This window comes from Gilliamella sp. Nev6-6, assembly GCF_001690605.1.
Taxonomy (GTDB): Bacteria; Pseudomonadota; Gammaproteobacteria; order Enterobacterales; family Orbaceae; genus Gilliamella; species Gilliamella apicola_C.
In genome coordinates this window covers 1-24,877 of the sequence record NZ_LZHP01000070.1, presented here as the reverse complement: position 1 = coordinate 24,877, position 24,877 = coordinate 1, and the positions used below count along the sequence as shown (strand labels likewise).

At 36.0% G+C, this 24,877-nt stretch carries 18 protein-coding genes; 4 read left to right on the top strand and 14 right to left on the bottom strand.

Going from position 1 to position 24,877, the window contains the following annotated elements:
* Nucleotides 1-42 precede the first annotated feature (42 nt).
* The 8 genes from A9G42_RS08535 to prfC form a co-directional block, all read right to left on the bottom strand.
* Nucleotides 43-2,349 (bottom strand): DNA internalization-related competence protein ComEC/Rec2, encoded by a 2,307-nt coding sequence (locus A9G42_RS08535; RefSeq protein WP_065653192.1) that lies wholly within the window; start codon nucleotides 2,347-2,349, stop codon nucleotides 43-45.
* A gap of 332 nt (nucleotides 2,350-2,681) precedes the next feature.
* Nucleotides 2,682-2,972, bottom strand: coding sequence for an integration host factor subunit beta (ihfB, locus tag A9G42_RS08530; RefSeq protein ID WP_065568085.1), 291 nt, complete (start codon nucleotides 2,970-2,972; stop codon nucleotides 2,682-2,684).
* Nucleotides 2,973-3,069: 97 nt separating this feature from the next.
* On the bottom strand, nucleotides 3,070-4,752 hold the full coding sequence (gene rpsA / locus A9G42_RS08525) for a 30S ribosomal protein S1 (protein ID WP_065568086.1): 1,683 nt from the start codon (nucleotides 4,750-4,752) through the stop codon (nucleotides 3,070-3,072).
* Nucleotides 4,753-4,863: 111 nt separating this feature from the next.
* Nucleotides 4,864-5,544 (bottom strand): (d)CMP kinase, encoded by a 681-nt coding sequence (gene cmk, locus A9G42_RS08520; RefSeq protein WP_065568087.1) that lies wholly within the window; start codon nucleotides 5,542-5,544, stop codon nucleotides 4,864-4,866.
* A 4-nt stretch (nucleotides 5,545-5,548) separates the two neighbouring features.
* Nucleotides 5,549-6,829 (bottom strand): 3-phosphoshikimate 1-carboxyvinyltransferase, encoded by a 1,281-nt coding sequence (gene aroA, locus A9G42_RS08515; protein ID WP_143426135.1) that lies wholly within the window; start codon nucleotides 6,827-6,829, stop codon nucleotides 5,549-5,551.
* A gap of 18 nt (nucleotides 6,830-6,847) precedes the next feature.
* Nucleotides 6,848-7,720 carry a helix-turn-helix domain-containing protein gene (locus A9G42_RS08510; RefSeq protein ID WP_065580363.1) on the bottom strand — a complete coding sequence of 291 codons (873 nt, stop codon included), beginning with the start codon at nucleotides 7,718-7,720 and terminating at the stop codon, nucleotides 6,848-6,850.
* A 100-nt stretch (nucleotides 7,721-7,820) separates the two neighbouring features.
* Entirely contained in the window at nucleotides 7,821-10,718 is a 2,898-nt protein-coding gene (gene ptrA, locus A9G42_RS08505; RefSeq protein WP_065653190.1) for a pitrilysin, read from the bottom strand.
* A gap of 113 nt (nucleotides 10,719-10,831) precedes the next feature.
* On the bottom strand, nucleotides 10,832-12,424 hold the full coding sequence (gene prfC / locus A9G42_RS08500) for a peptide chain release factor 3 (RefSeq protein ID WP_065653189.1): 1,593 nt from the start codon (nucleotides 12,422-12,424) through the stop codon (nucleotides 10,832-10,834).
* 206 nt (nucleotides 12,425-12,630) lie between these two features.
* On the opposite strand from prfC, the gene ilvY reads away from it, so the two are divergent.
* Both ilvY and A9G42_RS08490 read left to right on the top strand, forming a co-directional pair.
* Nucleotides 12,631-13,533, top strand: coding sequence for an HTH-type transcriptional activator IlvY (ilvY, locus tag A9G42_RS08495; protein WP_065642137.1), 903 nt, complete (start codon nucleotides 12,631-12,633; stop codon nucleotides 13,531-13,533).
* A gap of 137 nt (nucleotides 13,534-13,670) precedes the next feature.
* Nucleotides 13,671-15,905 carry a 3-hydroxybutyrate oligomer hydrolase family protein gene (locus A9G42_RS08490; RefSeq protein WP_065653188.1) on the top strand — a complete coding sequence of 745 codons (2,235 nt, stop codon included), beginning with the start codon at nucleotides 13,671-13,673 and terminating at the stop codon, nucleotides 15,903-15,905.
* A 71-nt stretch (nucleotides 15,906-15,976) separates the two neighbouring features.
* Here A9G42_RS08490 and A9G42_RS08485 read toward each other — a convergent pair whose 3' ends face one another.
* From A9G42_RS08485 to fsa, 3 genes are all read right to left on the bottom strand, one after another.
* Nucleotides 15,977-16,558: an acyl carrier protein phosphodiesterase gene (locus tag A9G42_RS08485; protein WP_065580360.1), complete on the bottom strand. Its 582-nt coding sequence runs from the start codon at nucleotides 16,556-16,558 to the stop codon at nucleotides 15,977-15,979.
* 17 nt (nucleotides 16,559-16,575) lie between these two features.
* A complete protein-coding gene (locus A9G42_RS08480; protein ID WP_065653187.1) occupies nucleotides 16,576-17,382 on the bottom strand; it encodes a siderophore-interacting protein in 807 nt (268 codons plus the stop codon).
* A gap of 164 nt (nucleotides 17,383-17,546) precedes the next feature.
* Nucleotides 17,547-18,209, bottom strand: a complete 663-nt coding sequence (gene fsa, locus A9G42_RS08475; protein ID WP_065580358.1) for a fructose-6-phosphate aldolase — start codon at nucleotides 18,207-18,209, stop codon at nucleotides 17,547-17,549.
* A 295-nt stretch (nucleotides 18,210-18,504) separates the two neighbouring features.
* Here fsa and A9G42_RS08470 point away from each other — a divergent pair, with 295 nt between their 5' ends.
* Entirely contained in the window at nucleotides 18,505-19,371 is an 867-nt protein-coding gene (locus tag A9G42_RS08470) for a helix-turn-helix domain-containing protein (RefSeq protein ID WP_065653211.1), read from the top strand.
* A 366-nt stretch (nucleotides 19,372-19,737) separates the two neighbouring features.
* Here A9G42_RS08470 and proP read toward each other — a convergent pair whose 3' ends face one another.
* Together proP and A9G42_RS08460 are read right to left on the bottom strand one after the other, a co-directional pair.
* Nucleotides 19,738-21,243 carry a glycine betaine/L-proline transporter ProP gene (proP, locus tag A9G42_RS08465; protein ID WP_065582906.1) on the bottom strand — a complete coding sequence of 502 codons (1,506 nt, stop codon included), beginning with the start codon at nucleotides 21,241-21,243 and terminating at the stop codon, nucleotides 19,738-19,740.
* A 353-nt stretch (nucleotides 21,244-21,596) separates the two neighbouring features.
* A complete protein-coding gene (locus A9G42_RS08460) occupies nucleotides 21,597-22,478 on the bottom strand; it encodes a DMT family transporter (RefSeq protein ID WP_065582907.1) in 882 nt (293 codons plus the stop codon).
* Between the two features lie 213 nt (nucleotides 22,479-22,691).
* On the opposite strand from A9G42_RS08460, the gene ypfJ reads away from it, so the two are divergent.
* Complete coding sequence (gene ypfJ / locus A9G42_RS08455; protein WP_065653186.1) at nucleotides 22,692-23,546, top strand: KPN_02809 family neutral zinc metallopeptidase; 855 nt, start codon at nucleotides 22,692-22,694, stop codon at nucleotides 23,544-23,546.
* Nucleotides 23,547-23,610: 64 nt separating this feature from the next.
* Here ypfJ and A9G42_RS08450 read toward each other — a convergent pair whose 3' ends face one another.
* Nucleotides 23,611-24,822: an MFS transporter gene (locus A9G42_RS08450; protein ID WP_065653210.1), complete on the bottom strand. Its 1,212-nt coding sequence runs from the start codon at nucleotides 24,820-24,822 to the stop codon at nucleotides 23,611-23,613.
* Nucleotides 24,823-24,877: the final 55 nt, after the last annotated feature.

Here is a 24,877-nt window from a genome sequence, read left to right as displayed (position 1 = left end):
ACAATTATTAAAACGGCTATCTATAGCGAAAGATAACCTATTTTACTCATAAATTGGTAAACTACCAAACCAATCATGATACCAACGAGGAGTAATTTCTTTTCGCATGGTTTTTAAGCTCCATTTTTGTTTATCAAAAAACAGGCTTATTTGCCCAGTCCTTGCGGTAATATAATGATTTAGCTTTAGATCTTGATATTTTTTCATTACTTTATGAGATGGCAGTTTCCAAGGATTATAACGGGACGTTGATACCAACGAGACTACGGGTTTAACATGATTTAAAAATGCATAGCTTGATGAAGTGCTACTACCATGATGTGGAATTTGCAAGATGGTAGATGCCAACTGGTTTCGATATGTTGTGACTAATTGATACTCCTGATTTCGTTCTAAATCTCCAGTTAATAATACAGAAAATCGCCCATCAGTAACTTGTACCACACAGGAATCGTCATTTTGTGCATAACCAACCAATTTTTTCGGCCACAGCACATTAAACGTCAAATCATGCCAAATAATACGATTACCCGCTAAGCATGGATAAGTATTATTGTAATCAGAAGATGAGCTCATCAACCATGCCTTTGGATAAACACGTTGAAGCATAGTCAAACCGCCTGCATGATCATTATGTTGATGACTGATGATAATGCCTTCCACGTTCAAATTATGCCACTGTAGAAAAGGAATAATGACCCTTTCCATAGCCGAACCTTTATCCCATTTTGCACCTGTATCGTATAAAATTGCTGATTTGCCATTATGAATAACCATAGCCAATCCATGCCCAACATCTAACATATCTAGCCGCCAACGATAGTTCTGATCTTTAAAAAATGGCAACAGTAACATCAGCAAAATTACCAGCAAAGTCATACTAAACCGGCGCCAAACACCGGTGCGTATTATAACTATAATTATCCAGCTGAAAAAACTTAATAAATAAAAGTCGGAAGGAATTTTAATCCATAACCAATTAAGCCAATCTAAACTTAAAAACAACCATTCCAAAGACTTATCAGCAATAAACCAAAACCATAATGCAATATAAAAACAGTCAACTGCACTACATATTAACGCAATTAAAATAATTGGAAATGTAAATAGTGAAATAATGGGAATCGCAATTAAATTAGTTAAGATCGAGACGGCACTCACTCCTTGAAAAACAAAAAATTGAATAGGTAGCAATAATAAGGTTAACCCAAACTGCAAATGCAATAGCCTTATTACATACCAACGTTTTTTATACTTCATTATTTTAGGGAGTGGTAACCAGTCAAACCAAAAAATCAAGCTTATTACCGCATAGCAAGATAACCAAAAACTTTCAGATAAAATCATTAACGGATCAAATAACAATAATAACGCAATAATTCGATTGACTTTTTGCCATGCACTTATTTGTTTTTTTTTATAACGCAAATAAATCCAGATAGATAAAGCAAATATGGCGCGCAAAGCTGGCGGATTTAAGCCTGTTAACCATGCATAAAAAAATGCACATAACCAGCCTGCTATAATCGGAAAGAAAAAATGCATAAAACGCTTTGGAATAAAAAACAAGCAAACTTTGATAAAAAAACAACTCATCCCAAAAACTATTAAGATATGCATACCCGATATTGCCATTAAATGGGCAATACCAGTTTGCATCATCACTATACGATGTGAATTATCTAATTGGGAACGATCGCCAAAAGCAAGAGCAAGTAAAATGCCTTTATAACGAAACAAATTGATATAGGGTAATGCCGAATCAGTAATTGCTTGCTTTACATTAGATTCATCTACCAATAATTCTGCATCAACTAATTTAGCTGATAATAAACTTCGATTGACAATAGAAAAACGTTGGCTATCAAATCCTCCCTCATTTAAGTAACCATGTGCTACTTTAACTTTTAATGTTAATTGCCAAATTTGGCCAGATTTAGGAAGTGCTAACTTATCCCAATAAACCGTGATTGGAATATTATTAGGAAGCATATGGTCTGAAACAGAAAAAATAGAAAACGACAAATGATAAGGCTCATTTGTTGTTATTTGGCGTGTATTGATACTTACTGCTTTGGCTTTAACAACTAATATTTTGTCAATATAAGGCGTGATATTGGTTAAGTATTGTTTAGAATAAGCAATAGACCATAAAAAACCTAAACAAAATATAATAAAAATAGATAAAAGCCAACGAAATTTATCTGGGGTCACTAACAACAAAATAACTAAGATAATAGCAATAAAATACCACTGAAAATCAGAGAATAAATGTGGTAAAAATAGTAATGGTAGGCAACCTAATGAAAACATAATAGCCATTAAATCAAGGGAACAACATTGTCTCATTAGTGCCTACTATTGTTAGTCTAAACTAACAACTAGCCTATCACTTACTATCATAAAAAAATAAATGGTTTTGAAATTTTTGAGAAGTCTTCCAATTTGATCATTAAACCAGATACAATTTACTAAAATTGTTAATGGTCTTTCAAATTTTAAAAATTATAAAAAATTCATAATGATGAAGAGCAAAATATGAGAAGATCTTAGTTAATCAATAGGAGTAAATGAATTTACTAAACTGATGAGTGTAATTAAATAACAGTAATGGCATTACTTAAAATAAAAAAGCCATTGATTTTACTCAAAGGCTTTTAGTTAAATATAGAATTTAGAGATTATGCTTTTGCAGCGTTGTTTACTCTTTCACGCAACTCTTTACCTGGTTTGAAATGAGGAATGTACTTATGTTTGACTTCAACATTACCGCCAGTTCTTGGATTTCTAGCTTTGCGTGGAGCTCGATAATTTAAACTAAAACTACCAAAGCCTCGAATTTCTACACGATCGTTACCTTCCATGGCTAAAGCGATCTGCTCGATGATATCTCTAACCGAATCGTCAACTAGTTGCACAGGAAGGTGTGTCCGCCAGTTTACAATTCGTTCTACTAAATCTGATCTGTTCATGATCACTCCTAATTTTTTATGTGGCATGGAATTTACCCATTCTATACCACAAAAGAAAAAGAGGGCAAGCCCTCTTTACTCTTTACATAAACATTTTTTACTCAGTTTTTGACGCAGCTTTGAATGCTTCAGCCATTGCATTAGTAAATGATGCATCTTCTTGAGTTGAAGAATTATTTACAGCCGCAAGTGCTTCTTTTTCGTCAGCTTCATCTTTTGCACGCACTGATAACGAAATTGCACGAGTTTTACGATCGATATTGATAATTTTAGCTTCAACTTCATCACCAACTTTTAATGCAGTTGTTGCATCTTCAATACGCTCACGAGCAATATCTTGTGCTTTTAAATAACCTTCAATACCATCTGCAATTTCAACGGTTGCGCCTTTAGCATCAACTGCAGTCACATTTCCTTTAACAATTGCACCTTTTTTGAAGTTAGAAGCAAAACTGCTAAATGGATCGTCTTCTAGTTGCTTAATACCTAAAGAGATACGCTCACGTTCTGCATCAACTTGTAGTACAACAGCTTCGATATCATCGCCTTTCTTATAAGCTTTAACGGCTTCTTCACCTGGCATATTCCAAGAAATATCAGAAAGATGAACTAAACCATCAATACCACCTTCTAAGCCGATGAAGATACCAAAATCAGTGATTGATTTGATCTTACCACTAACTTTATCGCCTTTGCTATGCGAATCAGCAAATTGTAACCATGGGTTTGGTTTACATTGTTTAAGGCCAAGAGAAATACGACGACGTTCTTCATCAATTTCAAGTACCACAACTTCAACTTCATCACCAAGGCTAACAACTTTAGAAGGATGAATGTTTTTGTTTGTCCAATCCATTTCAGAAACGTGTACTAAACCTTCAACGCCAGTTTCAATTTCAACAAAGCAACCATAATCAGTTAAGTTGGTTACTTTACCTGTTACTTTAGTACCTTCTGGGTAACGTTTAGCGATTGAAACCCATGGATCTTCGCCTAATTGTTTTAAGCCAAGAGAAACACGTGAGCGGTCTTTATCAAATTTAAGTACTTTAACAAGTAATTCTTGTCCTACTTCAACCACTTCACTTGGGTGTTTAACACGTTTCCAAGCCATATCAGTGATATGAAGTAAACCGTCAACTCCACCAAGATCAACAAATGCACCGTAATCAGTAAGATTTTTGATAATACCTTTAACTTCTGAACCTTCTTGTAGATTTTCAAGAAGTTGTTCTCTTTCTGCGCTATTTTCAGATTCAATAACCGCACGACGTGATACAACAACGTTGTTGCGTTTTTGATCTAACTTAATAACTTTTAATTCAATTTCTCTGTTTTCGATATGAGAAGTATCGCGTAATGGACGAACATCAACAAGTGAACCAGGAAGGAACGCACGTACGCCATTAAGATCAACCGTAAAGCCACCTTTAACTTTACCATTGATAACACCTAAAACTGTTGCAGCATCTTCAACTGCTTTTTCTAATACTAACCACGCTTCATGGCGTTTAGCTTTTTCACGAGATAAGATGGTTTCACCAAAGCCATCTTCAATTGAGTCAAGTACAACGTCAACAACGTCGCCAACTTGAACTTCTAATTCGCCTTGGGCATTTTTAAACTGCTCTACTGGGATTGCTGATTCAGATTTTAATCCAGCATCAACTAAAACAACATCTTTGTCGATTGCAACGACAGTACCACGGATCATATTACCAGAACGAGTGTCTAGCTGATTTAAAGACTCTTCAAAGAGTTGAGCAAAAGATTCAGTCATATTTATATACTTAAATTAATATTAACGTCCACATTACATCATGTCTTGTGGGGTTGTTTACGATACTCCACTCATCCATATAATGGAGCTTAGTTCACGCCGTAAGCTAGCTTACAACGCAAGTTTTTCGTTTATATACGTAATAGATTGATTAAAAACATCTTGAATAGACAGCGATGTGGTATCAATTATTAGCGCATCAACAGCAGGCTTTAACGGTGCAATGGCTCGATTACGATCGCGTTCATCACGCGCAGTTATTTCCTGCAAAATGTTGGCAAATTTAGCATGATTCTGCTTATCTTGCAACTGTTTCATCCTTCTTTCTGCACGAGACTGGGCGCTTGCATCAAGGAAGATTTTGACTGGCGCATCAGCAAAAACAACCGTACCCATATCTCGACCATCAGCAATCAATCCTGGAGCCTGTCTAAAATCACGCTGGCGTTGTAATAACGCAACTCTAACTTGATTAAGCGAAGCCACTTTTGATGCTGCCCCGCCTGTTTGCTCTGTGCGAATATTTTTAGACACATCAATCCCATTTAATCGCACTTTAACTTCAATATCACTTGTGTCAAAAGATAAAGGTAAATTTAATGCTAAGTTAGCTAACTGATTCTCATCATCTAGTGCAATATTTTTTTCCAACGCCGATAATGCCAGTACACGATAAATTGCCCCCGAGTCCAAAAGGTGCCAATTAAAATGATTCGCTAACGCTTGGCAAAGTGTACCCTTTCCTACTCCACTGGGTCCATCAACGGCTATAACTGGGATAGTGTTATTCATACTATTATTCACTTAATCTTTTAAATTGTTCAAAGTAATCTGGAAATGTTTTCATGGTGCATTTAGGATCCAAAATTGTCACAGGTGTATCGGATAGCGAAACAAGTGAAAAACACATGGCAATACGGTGATCATTATAAGTTTCAATTTCAGCGTGGGCTAATTTTGCCGGTGGCTCAATAGTAATATAATCTCGACCCTCTTCAACCATTGCTCCGACCTTACGTAATTCTGTTGCCATAGCGTATAAACGATCAGTTTCTTTAACTCGCCAATTATAAATATTACGAATAGTGGTTTTCCCTTTAGCGAATAAAGCGGTGGTTGCAATCGTCATTGCCGCATCAGGAATATGATTCATATCCATATCAATACCATTTAATTGACCATGCGAACATTCTATATAATCATCAGCCCAAGTCACTTTAGCACCCATTTTTTCTAAAACATGAGCGAATTGTGTATCTCCTTGTAAACTTTCTTTACCTATCCCTGTTACTCTTACAGTACCACCTTTAATGGCGGCTGCGGCTAGAAAATAAGATGCAGAAGAAGCGTCGCCTTCAACCAAGTAATTTTTCGGGGATTGGTAACTTTGATTCGCTTTAATCATGAAAGTTTGGTAGTTTTGATTAACAACTGTAACACCAAATATCGTCATCATTTTTAAAGTAATATCGATATAAGGTTTAGATACCAAATCACCAATAATAGTTATCTCGGTATCTTGTTCAGCTAATGGTGCAGCCATTAATAGTGCTGTTAGAAATTGGCTTGATACAGAACCATCAACTTGAATTTTCCCTCCGATGAAACCACCATGAATATGTAACGGAGGATAACCATCATTTTCAAGATAATCAATTTTAGCCCCTCCTTGACGCAATGCATCCACTAAATGACCAATTGGGCGCTCTTTCATACGTGGCTCGCCAGTTAATACAATGTTATTGTGGCCAAGGCATAGCGCAGCTGCTAAAGGACGCATTGCCGTGCCTGCATTACCTAAAAATAGTTCTAATGCATGTGAAGAGCATAGTTTGCCGCCTACACCTTCAATATCACAAATAGTACGATCATGGGATAATTGATATTTCACACCGAGAGCCGTCAATGCATCAAGCATGTAACGAACATCGTCACTATCGAGTAAATTTGTTAAGCGAGTATCGCCTTGGCTCAAAGCGGATAGTAATAGTGCTCGATTAGAAACACTTTTTGATCCTGGCAAGTTAATGGTGCCATTAAATCTTTTTATGGGTTGTATTGTTAAGGATAACATAATGACTCTCTTTAATATTCTTTAAAATTTATCTAACGTTGCTTTTAGCAAATCAATGGCTTGTTGCTCTTTAGCGCTATTTTGCCATAGTTTATCAAATAATGAACGATAACGTTTAATTGCGTCAGGCGATGAGGTAATCGATGCAATGCCCGTTGTTACATTTGGTAACTCACCTAATCGAAATGGGCTAATTGCTAGCGAAATTGGAGTCTCGCTTTGATAAAAAATTTGGAAAGCAATCGATGGAATTGCTTGTTGCGTAATTGCAATAGTTGGCACATAAGATTGTTGTTCTAATAGTTCAATTAAATGGTAAATCTCTTTGCGTGCCAACAACATTCTTTCAGATTTTTTACCCGGCGAAATGGTTAAATCGCCGACTAAGCCAAGGTGCAAAAACCGCTCTATATTCCGCAAACTAATCAAATTAATTACTTTAGGAACTGATTGGTAAAACTGTGTTTTACGATATTTTAAAATTGATAAAATGACTGCGTATTTTTTCATCTCAGCCGATTCACTTGATTCTTCAAGCATCATGGCTAAATGAGATAGATAGTTTGGAGAAGTTAATAAAAAAGAAAATGGATCAAAATGGGAATAGATGTGGGTTGATTGCTCTTCTAGCTGACGCATTCGCTCAAAAAAGCCTTCACCACTAGAGTAATATTCAGTATCTATACCAAGTAAACTAGCTAAAGAAGTATCCAACAATAGGGCTAAACGAGCTAATGTCTCAATTTTAACGATTTCGCCTTTTTCTAAACGATAAACCGCTGCTCTTGATATTTTCAGGCTTTGAGCTACATCTTCAGCTTTAAGCGAAGCAGCGATGCGATAAGCACGTAACCGCTGTCCTATAGCCAAATAATCGACTGTTCCATTCACCATAATTAACTCAAATTATTCGAATTTTGGCAGTGTATCATAAGGTAGTTACATTGCCAATTTTCTATAAAAATATTTCAGGTAATATATACATTTTAGTATATTATTTTAATAAAATATCTTGTAGTGCTGATGCATTTTCAAATTCAGTAAATTCTGAAATTGCACTAGGCTGTTTAATATCATCTGAACGCTTACCAAGCACTTGCGAAGCAAGCACTAAACCTTTTTGATTGATTATTGAATAACGATAAAAATCGATCAAATCTTGTTTATTGATGTTTTTTACCTTCGCTATTTTTTTACTGCGTGAATCAAAGGCAAATCGTGATAAACGATAATCTGGCATATAACGGCTTAATTCTTCATCCAATGTTTGAGGTGGCATTGTCAGCTCCTCAAGTATCGCCTTTTTGTATTGCTCAATATCATTTTCTGATAAAGCTTCTAACTTACTTAACATAATTGGGTAAAATTCTTGATAACGCTTAAGCAAATAAGCTGGATCATATTGATTACTTTGGATAATAAAACTCATCCCCGTAGAATCCCCAACCGTAATCGGTGTTGTAAATACAGCATAACCAAGTTGCTCATTAGTTCGCAACTGATCGAAGAACCATGGCGAGATTATTTTATAAAGTGTATAACTTAACATACTACTTGTAATACGATCATAATTCGTTGGGATATAGCTCATCATCAAGGCGTTATCAGTACTTTTGGCCTGCTGAGTAATTTGTGCCAATAAAGGTGATTTAATTTTGATGCTTTTCATTGGGGTAAATTCAGCTTTGCGTGCAAGCATTTTTTGAATAGCATGATAAAGATCTAATGAATTCTCATTAGATAAATTTCCCAAGCTTAGCATATAAGGTACAGAATTAGTCATTAGATTATCACGATAAGTTAAAATATCATTAATACTCATATCTTCTGTGATTTGACGCCTGACACTTCGCTCATAATAATGAGGAACAGAAGATAATGCACTCACAGGATTAACAGCTAATTGGTAACTATTTGTATGTTCCGCTGCATCAAGTTTTTGCAAATACCATGACTTGGCTAAAGCTAAGCTTTGTTCATCAATCGTTACTTGGCGATAACTATTAAGTATTTCTAATATCATTTCAGGTAAGTGTTGATTAAAGCCACTAGCCGTAATCATCAAACCATCATCGCTACCCGTAGATAAGGCTATACCAGCAATACTTGCTTGAAATTGTAATTGCGCTAATTGACGGCTAACAATGTAATCGAGTAAATCAAACGCCACTTTGGATTTCGCATCAATAAAAGCTTCATTATTTCGTAACGAAACTACAATTTCAGCTTTCGGTTCTTGACGAAAATACTGACTAACGAAATGGAAATGGTTTCCGCGCTTGCTGAATCCCGCTGGTTGTGATTGATTGCTGTTTTGGCCCAAAATCGTAAAATCATCTGGAATATAAGGGTTGAGTTCAGGCAAGCTAAACGAAAAACTTTTACTTAAATTTAGCCAATTTACTTTTTCTTCATTAGTAATATTATCAATTTTATACGGGGCATCAACAAAATAAGCGGTTTTATTCGTCAATTGATTAGGAGAAATAACCCAAACCCTTGCATTATTAACGGTGAAACTTTTTAAACGATTAACTACCGTTGTTTTGTCAAAATGCGTAGCAACATAATCAGAATTCAACACATTTTTAATAGGGTATAACAACATTTGATCAGACAGCCATTCCACATAAGACATATCACGTTCAACATTTTGATATTTAAACTCTAACGCTAGCACTTTTTGCATTTCTTTATAATAAGCGTCAGAAAGCCCTTCGTGTTGAATTAATTGTAAATAATTAAAAATAGCTGCAATAACCTTATCTTTTTGGGCAAGACCATCTTCTGTTAAATTAACGTAAATACTAAATAACCCACTATTGCCATATTTAATTGGATTACTTGACGCTTGAATGCTCTCAATCAAACCTTGCTTTTGAAGCTGATCAACTAATGTATTTTTGCTACGGTTACCAATTAAATAGCCAATATATTCATCACTCTTGTCAGCAAACTTAGCCACATTATTTTCAATAGGGAATTGCAATAATAACAATTTTTTGGGTTGCGCTGGTACCATCGTAATTTGTTTACCTAATGTCTCAGCGGTCAGCGCTTGCTTATCAATTTTAGGTGCATCAATATTTTTATTAACAATTTGACCAAAAGTGCTTTCTGCTAACTTTGCCAATTTATTAATAGACTGATTACTATAAATTACTCCTACCATAATGTTGGCAGAATAATAGCCTTGATGGAAATTAACTAAAGCATCTTGTAGTTTACTGCTTTCTTTGTCACTCAATGTCTGTAAATTACCGCCCGAAAATTGAGAAGCTGGGTGGTTTTGATTAATAGTTTCCGAATCAATTTGTCCAATACGAAAACCATCATTTGATCTCGCCATGGTCAGTTCTGCATTTACCGCATTACGTTCTTTATCGGCAAATTTAGGATCTAAATTTGGCTGAGCAATAGCATTAGCCAAATGGTCTAATGCTGTTTCAAATGCGCTATTTTCGACCTCAAAATAAAACGCAGTACGATGCGCAGCAGTGCTAGCATTATAACTACCAGCATGACGGCTTAAAAACTGCGAAAAACTCGCTGGTTCAGGGTATTTTTTCGATCCCACTAATACCATATGTTCAGTATAATGAGCTAAACCTTGCTGATCTTTGGGATCTTGCAACGAACCAACAGGTAATGCTAATGACGCCAACGATTTAACCGCTTTAGGATCTGAAACCAATAAAACGCGCATTTTATTCGCCAGTTCAATAACTTCATATTGACGCTTGTCGCGCTCACTTTGTTGTACCTTTTCTAACAAAACTGGTTTAGCAAGCTTGTTTTCGATGGCAAAAGATGAATATGAAGTGGTAAGTAAAGCCCCAATAAATCCACTAATAATAAAATTAACTAATTTTCTTCTATTCTTATAAATCATAATTTCTGCTCGCTCAACTCAGTTTTAATAGCAATAACAAAAAATAAAAACAACAAATTTATCAATAATACTACAGCATCTTGATAAACTCTGTGATTTGGTAGATGACTAAATTAATGCTCACGAGTTTTCCTAAATTTAACATCAGGATACCGTTCTTGAGTCAAATTCAAATTAACCATACTTGGCGCAATATAAGAAAGGTTATCTCCGCCATCTAAAGCAAGGTTCTGCTCGCATTTACGTTTAAACTCTTCTAGTTTTTTTACATCACTACACTCTACCCAGCGAGCGGTTGTGACATTAACTGATTCGTAAATCGCCTCAACGTTATATTCTGATTTTAAACGTGCAACAACCACATCAAACTGAAGAACCCCAACAGCGCCCACAATTAAGTCATTATTAGCTAGTGGGCGAAATACTTGTACAGCGCCTTCTTCAGACAATTGCACTAGTCCTTTTAATAACTGTTTTTGTTTAAGTGGATCTTTTAAGCGGATTCGGCGGAACAATTCTGGTGCAAAGTTAGGGATACCTGTGAATTTCAAATCTTCCCCTTGAGTAAAAGTATCACCGATTTGAATAGTACCATGATTGTGTAGTCCAATAATATCGCCAGCATAGGCTTCTTCAACATGTTCACGATCACCAGCCATAAACGTTAAGGCGTCAGAAATATTAATATCTTTAGCAATACGAACATGGCGTAACTTCATGCCTTTTTCATATTTACCTGACACAATACGCATAAATGCAACTCGGTCACGATGCTTAGGATCCATATTGGCTTGAATTTTAAACACAAAACCGCTGAATTTTTCTTCCGAAGATTTGACTTCTCGCTTATCACTTTGCCGTGGTTGTGGCGTTGGTGCCCATGCTGTTAGACCATCAAGCATATGATCAACACCAAAATTGCCTAATGCCGTACCAAAAAAAACGGGCGTTAAATCACCTGATAAAAAGGCCTCTAGATCAAATTCATTTGACGCGCCTTGTACTAATTCAAGTTCTTCACGTAGTTGTTGCGCTAAATCATCGCCAACAGCTAAATCCAAATCGGGGTTAGTTAACCCTTTAATAATTTGAATCTCTTGGATAGTATGGCCTTGACCTGTTTGATAAAGGTAAGTCTCGTCTTTCGCTAAATGATAAACTCCTTTAAATAACTTGCCACAACCGATAGGCCAAGTAATGGGTGCGCACATAATATTTAGCTCGTTTTCAACTTCGTCAAGCAGTTCCATAGGATCGCGAATATCACGATCTAATTTATTCATAAACGTTAAAATTGGTGTATTGCGTAGCCTTGTCACTTCCATTAATTTACGTGTGCGATCCTCAACCCCTTTTGCCGCATCAATCACCATCAAACAACTATCAACCGCAGTTAACGTGCGATAAGTATCTTCTGAGAAATCCTCATGTCCAGGGGTATCAAGCAAATTGACTAAACAGTCATTATATGGGAATTGCATGACCGAGGTTGTTATTGAGATACCACGTTGCTTTTCCATCTCCATCCAGTCAGATTTAGCATGTTGAGCATTGGCACCACGACCTTTTACGGTACCCGCAGTTTGTATAGCATGACCAAATAATAGCACCTTTTCGGTAATCGTTGTTTTACCCGCATCAGGATGAGAAATAATCGCAAAAGTGCGACGAGCTTTGACTTCGTCTAAATACGCTTGTTCTGTCATAAAATTAACTTTTTAATCCACACAAAATAATCATTTATTTTAGCAGGTATCTATCTATTTTGCCATTGATGTTATTATTGCTGTTATTTGCCTTATTGGCTTATCTATGCATAATATTTGACTTTAATATTGCTAAATACTGTTTGTCTTTTTGCCAAAAAGTTTCAGGCTAAACCTAACTTTTCAGTATAAAAACGGAACTAGTTATGAATATTCGAGATCTAAAATTGTATTTACATTTGTGTGAAACTTGTCATTTTGGCATGACAGCTAATGCCATGCATGTCAGCCCATCAACGTTATCGAGACAAATTCAACGTTTAGAAGAACACTTTGGCCATGCACTGTTTATTCGTGATAATCGGCAAGTACAAATAACTCATGAAGGGGAAAAAGTAAAGCGTTTTGCCCAGCAAGTGATCAATTTACACCAACAAGTACGGCAGGATTTAGATCAATCAGAACAACAATTAGTTGGGGAGTTAACTCTATTTTGCTCTGTTACTGCAGCCTACAGCCATTTGCCTGAAATACTTGATCGTTTTAGGATCCACTACCCATTAGTTGAAATCAAACTATCAACGGGCGATGCCGCCGATGCGGTTGGAAAAATACAATCCAATGCCGCCGATTTAGCCATTGCAGGAAAACCTAAACAGCTACCTACGGGCATTGAGTTTTTAAAATTTGGTGAAATTGACATGGTTTTGTTGATTCCCAAACTAAATAGCTCATTTAGCGATAAATTGCATCAAAAAAAACCTGATTGGCACAATATCCCTTTTATATTGCCAGAACATGGTCCAAGCCGTCACCGCATTGATTTATGGTTTAAACAAAAGAAAATAACCAATCCCAAAATTTATGCTACTGTCGCAGGGCATGAAGCGATTGTGTCGATGGTTGCTTTGGGTTGTGGTGTCGCCTTATTGCCAAAAGTCGTGATGGACAACAGTCCAGAAAGAGTCCGAGAACGAATTACAGAATGGTCCACCAATTTAATGGAGCCATTTGATGTAGGGATTTGTGTGCAAAAAAGACGCTTATCTGAAAAAATCATTGCCGCTTTTTGGAAAATTTGTAATTTAAATTTACTCAATAACGAATAACAAAAATTCGTGTATAATTACATAGTAAAAGACTAAAACTATCATAATAGGTATATTAATCAATAAATAACCATCTAATTTTTGCAATAAACCATAATAATTATATCTGCTAAAACGTGATTGCAACGGAATTAAAAATGAAACAGAAAAAAATAAAAACATTAGTCAAATTGGTATTTTTTGCCCTTGTCGCCATGCCATTAATTGCACAAGGAAAACCAACAAAATCAACTTCATTGGGCGAAACAGCAAAAACGAACACAGTTCAAGAAAATACTAGCAAAATCACCAATACTGACAATAAAACAACTCCTGATTCAAGCAATACCGTTGCGAGCATGGAATCAGCAGTAAATGAGAAAGTAGTAAATGAGAATGTAGATGCTCAGAGCCATAACACAAAAAAAATTGACAATACAATAGTAAAACCTAAATGGCTAGTTCGCAGTACCTTGGCATATTATGATGGCGATAGCAACGATCTTGTTACTGCTGGGCTCGGTTTTACGCCATTATCAACCAGTAGTATCACGCCTGACGTTGAAATTCCGACCAAACCACACTTTCAAGAACGCCGTCAAGCCAAGCTAAATCGCTATATTGATACTAAAATTGGGGAAGGATCACTATTTGGTTTTAGGAAGCAAGAATTAACACCTTTATTTGACGGCAAATTTGCAGGCACCGAAATAACAGCCGTACAAAGAAATGATGGCGTAGGTATGTTATTACAAATCCCAATTGATTTTAATAAACATAAGCCCTGCATTGTTGCAGTTCCAGCTAGTGATTCGGACGGGATATTAAATGCCAAAGATGTCCAAATTCGTGGATTATGGGGACTTCGTCACAACTGCGCAGTGGTCTATAATGACAAAGGATTAGGCAACGGTATTTATGATATGGAACACAAAGTTGGCTTTACCGTATGGGGAGAAGTACAAACTGGTAATATCTTATTTTATACTTCAATTGATAATAAAGAAAAATACATAAAAAAATACCCGCATCGCTATGCGGTAAAACAGTTGCACTCAAAACTAAATGCCGAAGCCCGCTGGGGTGAGCATGTATTAAAATCCATAGAATTTGCCTTTTATGAACTCAATAGTATGTTTTCACCTAATGATCAAGCTATCTTTAACAAAGATAACACCCTTGTTTTAGTCTATGGCGCAAGCGATGGTGGTGGAGCAGCATTAAAAGCCGGCGAATTAGATGACCAAAATATGATTGATGGTATTGTTGCGGTCAATCCACAAATTCAACCAAAACTTGATAATACCCCTGTCTCGATCAAGATAGGCGATAGCAAATCACACAAACTACAAGCCAGATCCATTGCCAATTACAGTGCTTATGGCGCATTATATATACCATGTGCAATCCCAGCAATAAAAGCACATAAAAATGATTCTTACGTGCCGTATGCCGATTACTTTCTTTATTCACAAGAACGCTGTAACGCCCTTAAAAAAGCAAAATTACTCACCACAGGCACGCCCAAAGAAGCACTAGAAAAACTACACAAATATGGTTGGACACCAGAAATGGATATCCAGCTACCGTATTTTTACTATACTGAATCTATCGGACTGCCTTACCAATATATTAGCGCATATGGTAAATACGATGTCACCGAAAATATGTGTAACTTTTCAGTGGCAAGCACTCAGCAAAATCCAATTAATTATACAGGTAAGGTTGCACCATTAGAGGAAATATCGTTTCAGCAAATATGGGGAATGGCCAACGGGCATTTACCGCTGTGGAATGGACCGAATGCAACTATTTTGGATCTTGTTGAAAACGAGGATCTCAATACACCAAGGCGAGAGTTCTATTCTAGCTCTCAAACGAAGGGGATAGTTGATTATGGTACTAAAGGATCTATTTGTGTTTATAAAAAATCACAAGAGCCACGCGTTGAACAAGGTATAAAACAAGTTAGCGCTTCTGGCAACTTACATGGCATAAAAACCTTTATTATACATGGACGTAATAATGTTAAACAACTATCAAACTACACATCGCGCCCTTATGTGGCATTAAATAGTTTAGTTGAAGGAAGTCAGTCACAACTGCGATATATTGAAGTTGAAAACGCTAGTTACTTAGATGGTAGGCCACCGTTTGACAATACCTTATTACCGATTGATTATTATGGTGAAGACGCCATTGAATGGTTATGGGCTAACTTAACCAACAAAGCAACATTACCTGTAAGCCAAGTTGTGCGCACAAAACCTCGAGGTGGTAAAAGTGGCTATGCCCCACAAGTAACAAACAAAAATCTAAAACCGATTAGCCAATTGCCAAATCGTAAGGATGTTATCCAAATAAACGATGGTAAACTAATATTACCTAATTAATCGAAAAATACTCACCGCTATCGGCTTAAGCTACAGTGTATAAAACTTAAACCGATAGCACTAAATCCAACTTAGTTAATGCCTTGTTTTACTGTTAAACAAATTTTAGGATATAACAAAAAAAACAGCGCCTCTAATTGGCCATAATGTTGTTTGATATCAATAATCGTTTCTTCTAGCAAATATAATTTCGGTCGCCGCTGTGCCATACCAGCTAACACGTCGCCAACAAAATCGAGAGATGCATAATTTTCGAGCCACAATCCACGCCACATCGCATTCATAAAGTGCTGATAATCAACTGGATAAGCGCTAATATATGGTTGGATATGCGCTTTGGTTACTTCATTAAATTGAGCTACACTAGGCAACAGCCCATAACTATCCCAATGCTTTGACAAGAAATGATCCCATACAATATCCAATGTAATGGCAGCAACGCGCTGATACGATTGACGGAACAGTAATTTAGCTTGTTTAACTTCAAGCAGGTTATCAGTCAAGCTATCAATTTTTCGGTGCAACATAATGCCATCAGCAATATCAGTATCATAAATTAAATACGGATCACCTTTAACAAAATCGGCCACAGTATTACCAATTAATGAGCTATGTGCTAACGTGGCCAAATGTAAATGAGCAAGAATATTCATAAAAAAGAAACCGCTAATTATTCACGATGTTTAAATTCACCTTCGGCAAAACCTTCTCGCCAATAGCTAGTAATATGAAAAGCATCCGGCGGTAAATGTATATATTTATCCTTAACCGCATGGCGAAGAGCTTGTGCTAGCGAGCGCTCCATTCCTCCCCAAAACAGCAGTTTACCTTGCCTTGATAAATTAGCGTTGATTACCGCATTAATTAATTGATGGGGATTATCTGGATTTTGTACTAGCCAACAAACTTCAATATTTTTATTGTCTGATAATGAAACAATATCATTTTTATGATTTACTTCAATGAAGGCAAAAGCTTTATGCTTTTTAGGTAGATGCTCAAGCGTATAACAGATCGCTGGCATGGCTGAAACATCCCCCATTAACACCAAACAATCATCAGTAAACTGCAATTTACTGGCAGCACCAATCAAACCAATTTGATCCCCAATCTTAGCTTTTTGTGACCAAACCGACGCTAAACCAGTCTGATGAATAGCAAAATCGACAAAAAACTCATTATTAGCACATTCAAACTCACGCACACTATAACTACGAATAAGTCGGCGTAATTTATCGTCAACAACGATTTTATTATTATCATCAAACTTGGGAAAGTCTATTTTACCAGTTAAAGGATCAGGAAATAACAATTTTAAGTAAGGACAAATCCATAAAGGATTAATATCAACTTGCTTATTACAACTAAATTGGACACGAATAAAACTAGGCGAGATTTTTTCAACATTTAATACTGTGAGTAATGCATTAACAATAGCTTTTTTATTTACTTTGATTTTATTATTTTTTTCATCCATAGCATTGCACCTTATAGTGATTAATATTAAGAATCATCATACAATAAAAAATGTTAGAGTTATGCTATTTTTACAATTGAAAAAGGCAGATCAGCTTGTTCCACGCCAAAGCAGCAAAACAAGCTCAAGTCAAAAAATAGGTAAACAAAAATAGGTAAACAAAGTTAAAACGTTAGTGCACCAAAAGCACTACACCAATCGTCATCAAACTTAGTGATTGCCGCATCGACTGCTGGATCAGAAATAAACAGTTCAGCCACATCTATGGGCAAAGTAATCGATTGGCATCCAGCCAGCATACAATCTAACGCTTGTCTCGGTGTTCTAAAACTGGCAGCTAATACCATTGACTGTGGGCAATGCAAATCTAACAATTTTTGTAATTCTTGTACAGTATCTTTGCTACTTCCACCTTGAGCATCAATACGATTAACATAAGGCGCAATATATTTAGCGCCCGCTAATGCTGCTAAAAACCCCTGCCCTGCGCCATAAACAGCAGTACCTAAGGTTGGAATACCTTGCAGGGTGAGTTCTTTGATTGCCATCAACCCTTGCGCATTAACGGGAATTTTTGTCACAATCGATGGCACTGCTTTTCTTAGCTGATGCGCTTCTTTTATCATCTCTTTAGCATTGCTTGATAATACTTGCGCAAATAACAGTTTATCAGCACCCAGCACGTCTTGTAATTCAGCCAATAATGAAAAAATAGACTTACCTGCTTTTGCCACAATACTAGGATTGGTGGTTACACCATTAATTGGCAACACTTTAGCTAAACGCTTAATGGCCGTAACATCAGCGGTATCTAGATATAGTTCCATGGTTCACTCCTAATTCAGATCAATCATCATCTATTAACTTAGAACAACATTTTTATACTAAACATCATTTTTATACTAAACATAGTAAAAAAAAATCACCCAACCGCCTAGAAGACGTTTTTGCCATTTACTGGATTTATATACGCTAGATGAAAAATTTAGACTTAGATCACACAATCATAAATTAAAAAATACCCTATTAAATAAAAAATAATTTATGTTGATTTCATATTTTTTATATCTGTATATAATCTCAACAATTGCGCACAACTTGATTTATCATCAATTTAATCTTATGACAGATTTCATTAACAACAAATTAACTAAGTTAGTCAATCACCCGCTAACAATCAATCACATCTATTTCGCTAATAACAGCAATTGTGCCCCTTTACATGCCTATCAAGTCGATTTTCCTAGAATTGAGATCATCTTAGATGGTAAACAAAAAATGCTATGGGCTAATAACGACGGTAACGTACTTGAAAAAGTACTTTCAACCAACGATTTACTTTATGTCACAGCTCACAGTTGGAACAAACCCATTTGGCAAGCCCCATCTACCTTATTAACTATTTTATTTGGCAAACAGCAAATTGCTATAACACTATTACATTGGGATGGCAGACAATTGATTCCCCATGAGCAAGTCAATATCCCAAGGCGCGGTCCTCGGGTTGGCTCATTTATTATTCAAGCATTGACCGAGTTAACTCGGTATAACCAACCGAGCAAACAAAATAAAACAGCTTATCACCTTATTCACAGTTTACTTAGCAACACCCTTGATTTGCTAAATGTCGATATTAAAACATCATCCAAAACTACCAGTCTTTTTGAGGCGATTCGCCAATACATTGATACGCATTTTCGTGAAGATGTTACGCGTGATTTTTTAGCCGATAAGTTTTACATTTCGCCCAATTACTTATCACATCTATTTCAACACGAAGGTAAAATAGGATTAAATGAATATCTTAATCAAATTCGCTTAGAATATGCCAAATTGCTATTAAAGGATTATGAGCTAAATATAAAAGAAATTGCTCTAGCATCGGGGTTTAAAGATAGTAATTATTTTTGTCGGATTTTTAAAAAAAAGACAGAGCGAACCCCAACTGAGTATCGGCGGCAGTATCATAGTAAACTAATGATGAAGTAAGCTGGCATAAAATTAGTATTGAATAAGCTATTTGTTGTTAACTTCCAAACTTTTGATATTCAACGATAGTGCCAAAAATGACACAACACAAAACACCGCAAATAGCTATTTTTAGACTAAATTTATACTCGTTTTCACACTTAAAAAATAGGTTTTAAACTTATAAAAGTCGTTCAGAAAAGCCATTGATTTTATTTAATTTTCTATCTTATCTTACGCTTACCCATTTATTTTGTTATCTCTATTTTGTCGTTATCATTGAGTAAAGTGTTAGGTTTGTTATGCTTAAATAATCTCATTATAAAAAATCCGAGTTAGTTATTGAAAATGTCCTAACTCGGATGCACTAAAATTACGCAACAAAAATCAATCTAACTTAGGATGCTGATCGACTAAATTCTGACGCTGTTCTTGCAATGTTTCAATCTGTTCATCAATATCTTCGACCTTATGTTCAATCGAATCAAAATGTTCTGATAAAATTTCTTTTGCTTCTGACCGATCAGATGCAGCAGGCGTACCGCCACGCAATGGTCGATTAGCGGTTTCTTTCATTTTTATGCCAGTAAGTAAACCAACTAATGCCACAGCCATTAGATAATAAGCTGGCATATATAAATTATGACTTTCTGCAACTAACCAAGCGATAACTGTTGGTGTAGCACCAGCCACCAATACCGAAATATTAAAAGATATAGCCAACGCACTGTAACGAATACTGGTTGGAAAGATAGCAGGTAAAATAGAGGCCATAACGCCAGTAAAACAGTTAAGTAATATAGCCAAAATCAACAACCCTAAAAAAATAAGCCCAATAATATCGCTGTTGATCATAACAAATGCAGGATAAGCAAGAATTAATAACCCCAAGCTACCGCCAATAATAAATGGCTTTCGACCGATTTTGTCGCTAATAAAACCAATCAATGGTTGCACAAATAACATACCAATCATGATGGTTATAATAATTAACACGCCATGATCTGTATCATAATTTAAATTGTGAGATAAATAACTAGGCATATAGGTTAACAGCATGTAATAAGTCACATTGGTCACAATCACTAGCCCTACACAAATAAGTAAACTCCGCCAGTATTTTGTAATGATCTGTTTAAATGTCATTTTAGGTTGATTTTCAATATGATTGCGATCATTGTGATCCATTAAATCAGTATGTTGTTGAAATGCAGGCGTTTCATCTAATGCATGACGTAAATAAAGCCCAATCAACCCTAATGGTAGGGCAAATAAAAATGGAATTCGCCATCCCCATTCATGAAACACTTCTTTACCAAGAATACTTGATAACAATACCACTAAACCCGCACCCACTAAAAAACCAGCAATAGAACCAAAATCTAACCAACTCCCCATAAAACCACGTTTGCGATCTGGCGAATACTCGGCAACAAATATCGCTGCGCCAGAATATTCTCCACCAATTGAAAAGCCTTGCGCAAATTTAGCTAACAGTAATAACACCGGTGCAACAATGCCAATTGAAGCGTAAGAAGGAATTAAGCCAATACAAAAAGTACTTAACGACATAATGATGATAGTGATGGATAGTACTTTTTGGCGTCCAAATTTATCACCAAGCATACCAAAAACCACCCCGCCTAACGGTCTAACCAAAAACGGTACCGAAAATGTGGCTAATGCCGCCACCATTTGAACACTAGGCGATGCATCAGGAAAAAACACTTGCCCTAACACATAAGCTAAAAAGCCATACACACCAAAATCGAACCACTCCATCGCATTACCGAGCGCTGCTGCAGTAATGGCTTTTTTTAACTTGTTATCATCAATTATGGTAATATCGTTAATATTTAATGGTTTGTTTTTGGATTTTTTTGTCTTTTTCATAGAATACCGCCTGTTTACATACAAAGAATAAAAAAAGGAATGATGCAACAAGGTAAACGGTTACCTTTTAATACACAAAGAACGTACTTTTTAGATTACACATTAAGAAATGTGCTTATCAGCTAATTAAAATTGAAGCAAAAATACAGCAAAGATAAAAAATGAGGATAATAAAAAAGCAAAAACCGATGTTTTATTGTCTATCTTGATTTCTACTAAATAGCAACAAAACAATTCCTTTTCGTGAAAATTGAGCACTAATTATAGCAAAATAACACGATATTGTAAATATTCGGCTAATTAGCCAGCCAATACTAAATATTTCACACATTATTTTATGCTGAGTTAGCGATTTATCTTTTTGAGCAAAAATAGATCCCAATTACAATGAATATGATCGAAACAATATGGAAATATGCAACTTGTGTATGTAAAAAGACAATACTGAAAATACCTGCTGACAAAGGAATAATGTGAGTATATATTTGCCCTCGTGTTGCGCCAATAGCCACAATACCTCTATTCCAAAATAAATAAGAAAGCCAAGATGCAAAAACAGCAATATACAATAAGCCAAGCAAAAAACTCGTATCCGTATAATGAGCAAGGTTCTCAATAGGATGAAAATAAAAATAGACTAACGCAATAGGCAACAACATAACCGAGCCTAATACGGCACTCACAGTCACAAAGGCATTACCTGATATCGATTTATCTTTTAACCGTAAAAATGCGCTATAGCAAGCCCAGCTTATTGCTGATGCCATCGCCCATAAATCACCTTTATTAATATTGCTGAGCTCACTTAAATTGGCGACATTTCCTTGCAGAATAAGATAAATAACCCCCATAGTACTGAACAAAACACCTAAAATATTATTTTTTGAAATTGCATCATTAAATAGTAATTTATTCATTACTAAAACCATTCCAGGTGTGGCTGATAAATAAATTGACGCATTGAGCGATGAGGTATATTGAAGCCCAATATATAGCGCTAATGGAAATATAATTTGACCAAAAATAGCCAGCAAACATATTGGCCAGATTGACTTTTTAATTTTGGATAAGTCGCTACGCACTTGGCTATGATAAAGGCACAATAGTAACAGCGCAGTAATAACCCAACGTCCTTCAGATATCACCATGGGATCGGCTTGGGTAACTAAAACTCGCCCCACCACATAATTACCGCCCCAAAAACAAGCCGCTAATGTCAGCAATAAATATGGCATGATAATACCTTTGAATGTTAAACAAAACTGTGATAGTAATATTATATACCTAAAAATAATAAGAAATAACTTTTTTGAGAACAAACGCTTTACTCATTGTAAAGCAGGTTATTTATTATTAAGTTTTTCAAATTGCAACGATAACATCAGTTTAATCTAGAATCCTTGCTTGTTATCATCTAAAATGGATAAAAACTGACAAAGGTAATGACTATGCGTTGGAGAGGCCAAAGAGAAAGCGATAATATTGAAGATCGTCGCTCACAATCGATTGGTGATTCAGGTGCTCGAATCCCTATTGGTGGTAAAGGTAAAGTTGCGTTATTGCTGGTGGTATTAGTTGCTGGCTATTATGGTGTTGATTTAACAGGGCTACTAAATTCAGATCTTATTGACACAAATAGCACTGAACAAAGCTTAAACCAATATTCAATTACTGATGAAGATGCTGCCAAATTTACATCAATCATTTTAGCAAGCACTGAAGATTATTGGCATCAAGAATTTCAACATTTAGGTAAAACCTACACTCCTCCTAAATTAGTGCTTTATAATGGCGCAACCCAAACATCTTGCGGTATGGGTAAAGCTTTTATGGGACCATTTTATTGTAGTATTGATAAAACTGTTTACCTTGATACTTCGTTCTATCAAGAGTTAAAACTACGGCTGGGCGGTGGAGGTGATTTTGCACAGGGTTACGTAATCGCTCACGAAATTGGCCATCATGTGCAAAATTTGCTTGGAACATTTGACCAAGTGGAGCGGTTAAAACAAGGCCAAGCAAATATCGATAATAAATTATCCGTTAAGTTAGAATTGCAAGCCGATTGCTATGCGGGGATGTGGGGGAATGCCATGCAAAAAGAGAATATTCTTGAAGTTGGCGATATTGAACAAGCGTTAAACACTGCAAAAGCCATTGGCGATGACCGCTTACAACAGCAAAGCGAGGGGCGCATTGTACCCGATAGCTTTACACATGGCACATCTGAACAACGTTACACGTGGTTTAAACGTGGGTTTGATAGTGGTGCAATAAACCAATGCAATACCTTTACGAAATAGATAATAAAAGGCGAATAGGCTATGCGTTAATGATTACTTATTAACTTTGGCTACTCATTCGCCTTTAATTGACTTGGCTAGCAGTGTCTTTTTTAACCAACATGCAAAATAACAACGATATTGCCACCATAATCAATGCAACCCAATAAATAATCTTATGCCCATAAATATCAGATAACACCCCTTGCAACATTCCAGCTATAATGACGCCAAAAATAACACCATTATTAAATAAAGTCGATGCGACCCCCATTCGAGTTGGCAATAGATCCTGAAAGTAAATAATACCAATATTTGCAACAATCCCAATAAATAATGCGTTAAAAAGTTGTAGTATTAATAAAGCATATTTATCAGTGCAAAGAATCAAACCAGTATAAAAAATTAGCCCACAAGTAATCGCAATAAAAAACAGATTTCGTTTACCTAAATAAGGCACTAAATATCCAGCGATGAGCATTACTGGAATTTCAATACCCGCAGCTAGCCCCATTAATACGCCAGGTAAAGAATCAGGCAAATGTAAGACTTCATCAACATAAAGTGGCATATCGATGATATACATCATATTCGCAGCCCACATAAATACAGTAGATAACAGTAAACATAGCACATTTCTGTTCTGCCAAAGTGGTTGATTTGCTACTTTTAGATCTAGGTTGTTATTTATTGATGAGGTAGGATTTTTTTCAACTGAAGGTAAAAATACAGCAACAAATAGCATCGCCACCATAAACATACCCATGGCAGCTAAATACATTGCCGTAAAACCAAAATTAATAGCCAAACCAAATGAGATTGGTGGACCAAATACCCAAGCCAGTGAAAGTTGAGCCCGAATAAGCGAATTAAATACCACAACATTACGCCCTGTTTTAACAGCATATTCGCGCGCTAATGCAAAAATTTGTGGCATAGCAGCCGACGATAACGCCGCAAATAAAACGCCCAAGGTAATTAATATCAAATAATGGCGCGTAAACGCAAAAGTGATACTGTTAGCTACGCCCATTAAACAGCAGAAGATAACAATATAACGCCTATCGCCTTTTGTGTCGGAATATTTAGCCAATAGAAAACTCCCAACAATACTGGCTAAGGCATTAATCGAGAAAAAAAGCCCAACCAGACGTGAATTAACATTAACATCGAAAGTTAAAAACCGACTTAATGTGGGGGCTTGTAAAGCACCAGCAATTCCAACAACAAATGTAGTGACTAAAAAAGCAACAAAAATAACGCTTTGCTTTTGGCGAAACGAAGAGATATTAGTCATAAAAATACACTGAAGAATTAGATTAAAGGGATTTTGACCAATTATATACTTAAAT

Bases quoted from the DNA above. Each gene is read 5' to 3' on its own strand.
- A9G42_RS08535 (WP_065653192.1), bottom strand. From the start codon at position 2,349: ATGAGACAATGTTGTTCCCTTGATTTAATGGCTATTATGTTTTCATTA.
- ihfB (WP_065568085.1), bottom strand. From the start codon at position 2,972: ATGAACAGATCAGATTTAGTAGAACGAATTGTAAACTGGCGGACACAC.
- rpsA (WP_065568086.1), bottom strand. From the start codon at position 4,752: ATGACTGAATCTTTTGCTCAACTCTTTGAAGAGTCTTTAAATCAGCTA.
- cmk (WP_065568087.1), bottom strand. From the start codon at position 5,544: ATGAATAACACTATCCCAGTTATAGCCGTTGATGGACCCAGTGGAGTA.
- A9G42_RS08510 (WP_065580363.1), bottom strand. From the start codon at position 7,720: ATGGTGAATGGAACAGTCGATTATTTGGCTATAGGACAGCGGTTACGT.
- ptrA (WP_065653190.1), bottom strand. From the start codon at position 10,718: ATGATTTATAAGAATAGAAGAAAATTAGTTAATTTTATTATTAGTGGA.
- prfC (WP_065653189.1), bottom strand. From the start codon at position 12,424: ATGACAGAACAAGCGTATTTAGACGAAGTCAAAGCTCGTCGCACTTTT.
- ilvY (WP_065642137.1), top strand. From the start codon at position 12,631: ATGAATATTCGAGATCTAAAATTGTATTTACATTTGTGTGAAACTTGT.
- A9G42_RS08490 (WP_065653188.1), top strand. From the start codon at position 13,671: ATGAAACAGAAAAAAATAAAAACATTAGTCAAATTGGTATTTTTTGCC.
- A9G42_RS08485 (WP_065580360.1), bottom strand. From the start codon at position 16,558: ATGAATATTCTTGCTCATTTACATTTGGCCACGTTAGCACATAGCTCA.
- A9G42_RS08480 (WP_065653187.1), bottom strand. From the start codon at position 17,382: ATGGATGAAAAAAATAATAAAATCAAAGTAAATAAAAAAGCTATTGTT.
- fsa (WP_065580358.1), bottom strand. From the start codon at position 18,209: ATGGAACTATATCTAGATACCGCTGATGTTACGGCCATTAAGCGTTTA.
- A9G42_RS08470 (WP_065653211.1), top strand. From the start codon at position 18,505: ATGACAGATTTCATTAACAACAAATTAACTAAGTTAGTCAATCACCCG.
- proP (WP_065582906.1), bottom strand. From the start codon at position 21,243: ATGAAAAAGACAAAAAAATCCAAAAACAAACCATTAAATATTAACGAT.
- A9G42_RS08460 (WP_065582907.1), bottom strand. From the start codon at position 22,478: ATGCCATATTTATTGCTGACATTAGCGGCTTGTTTTTGGGGCGGTAAT.
- ypfJ (WP_065653186.1), top strand. From the start codon at position 22,692: ATGCGTTGGAGAGGCCAAAGAGAAAGCGATAATATTGAAGATCGTCGC.
- A9G42_RS08450 (WP_065653210.1), bottom strand. From the start codon at position 24,822: ATGACTAATATCTCTTCGTTTCGCCAAAAGCAAAGCGTTATTTTTGTT.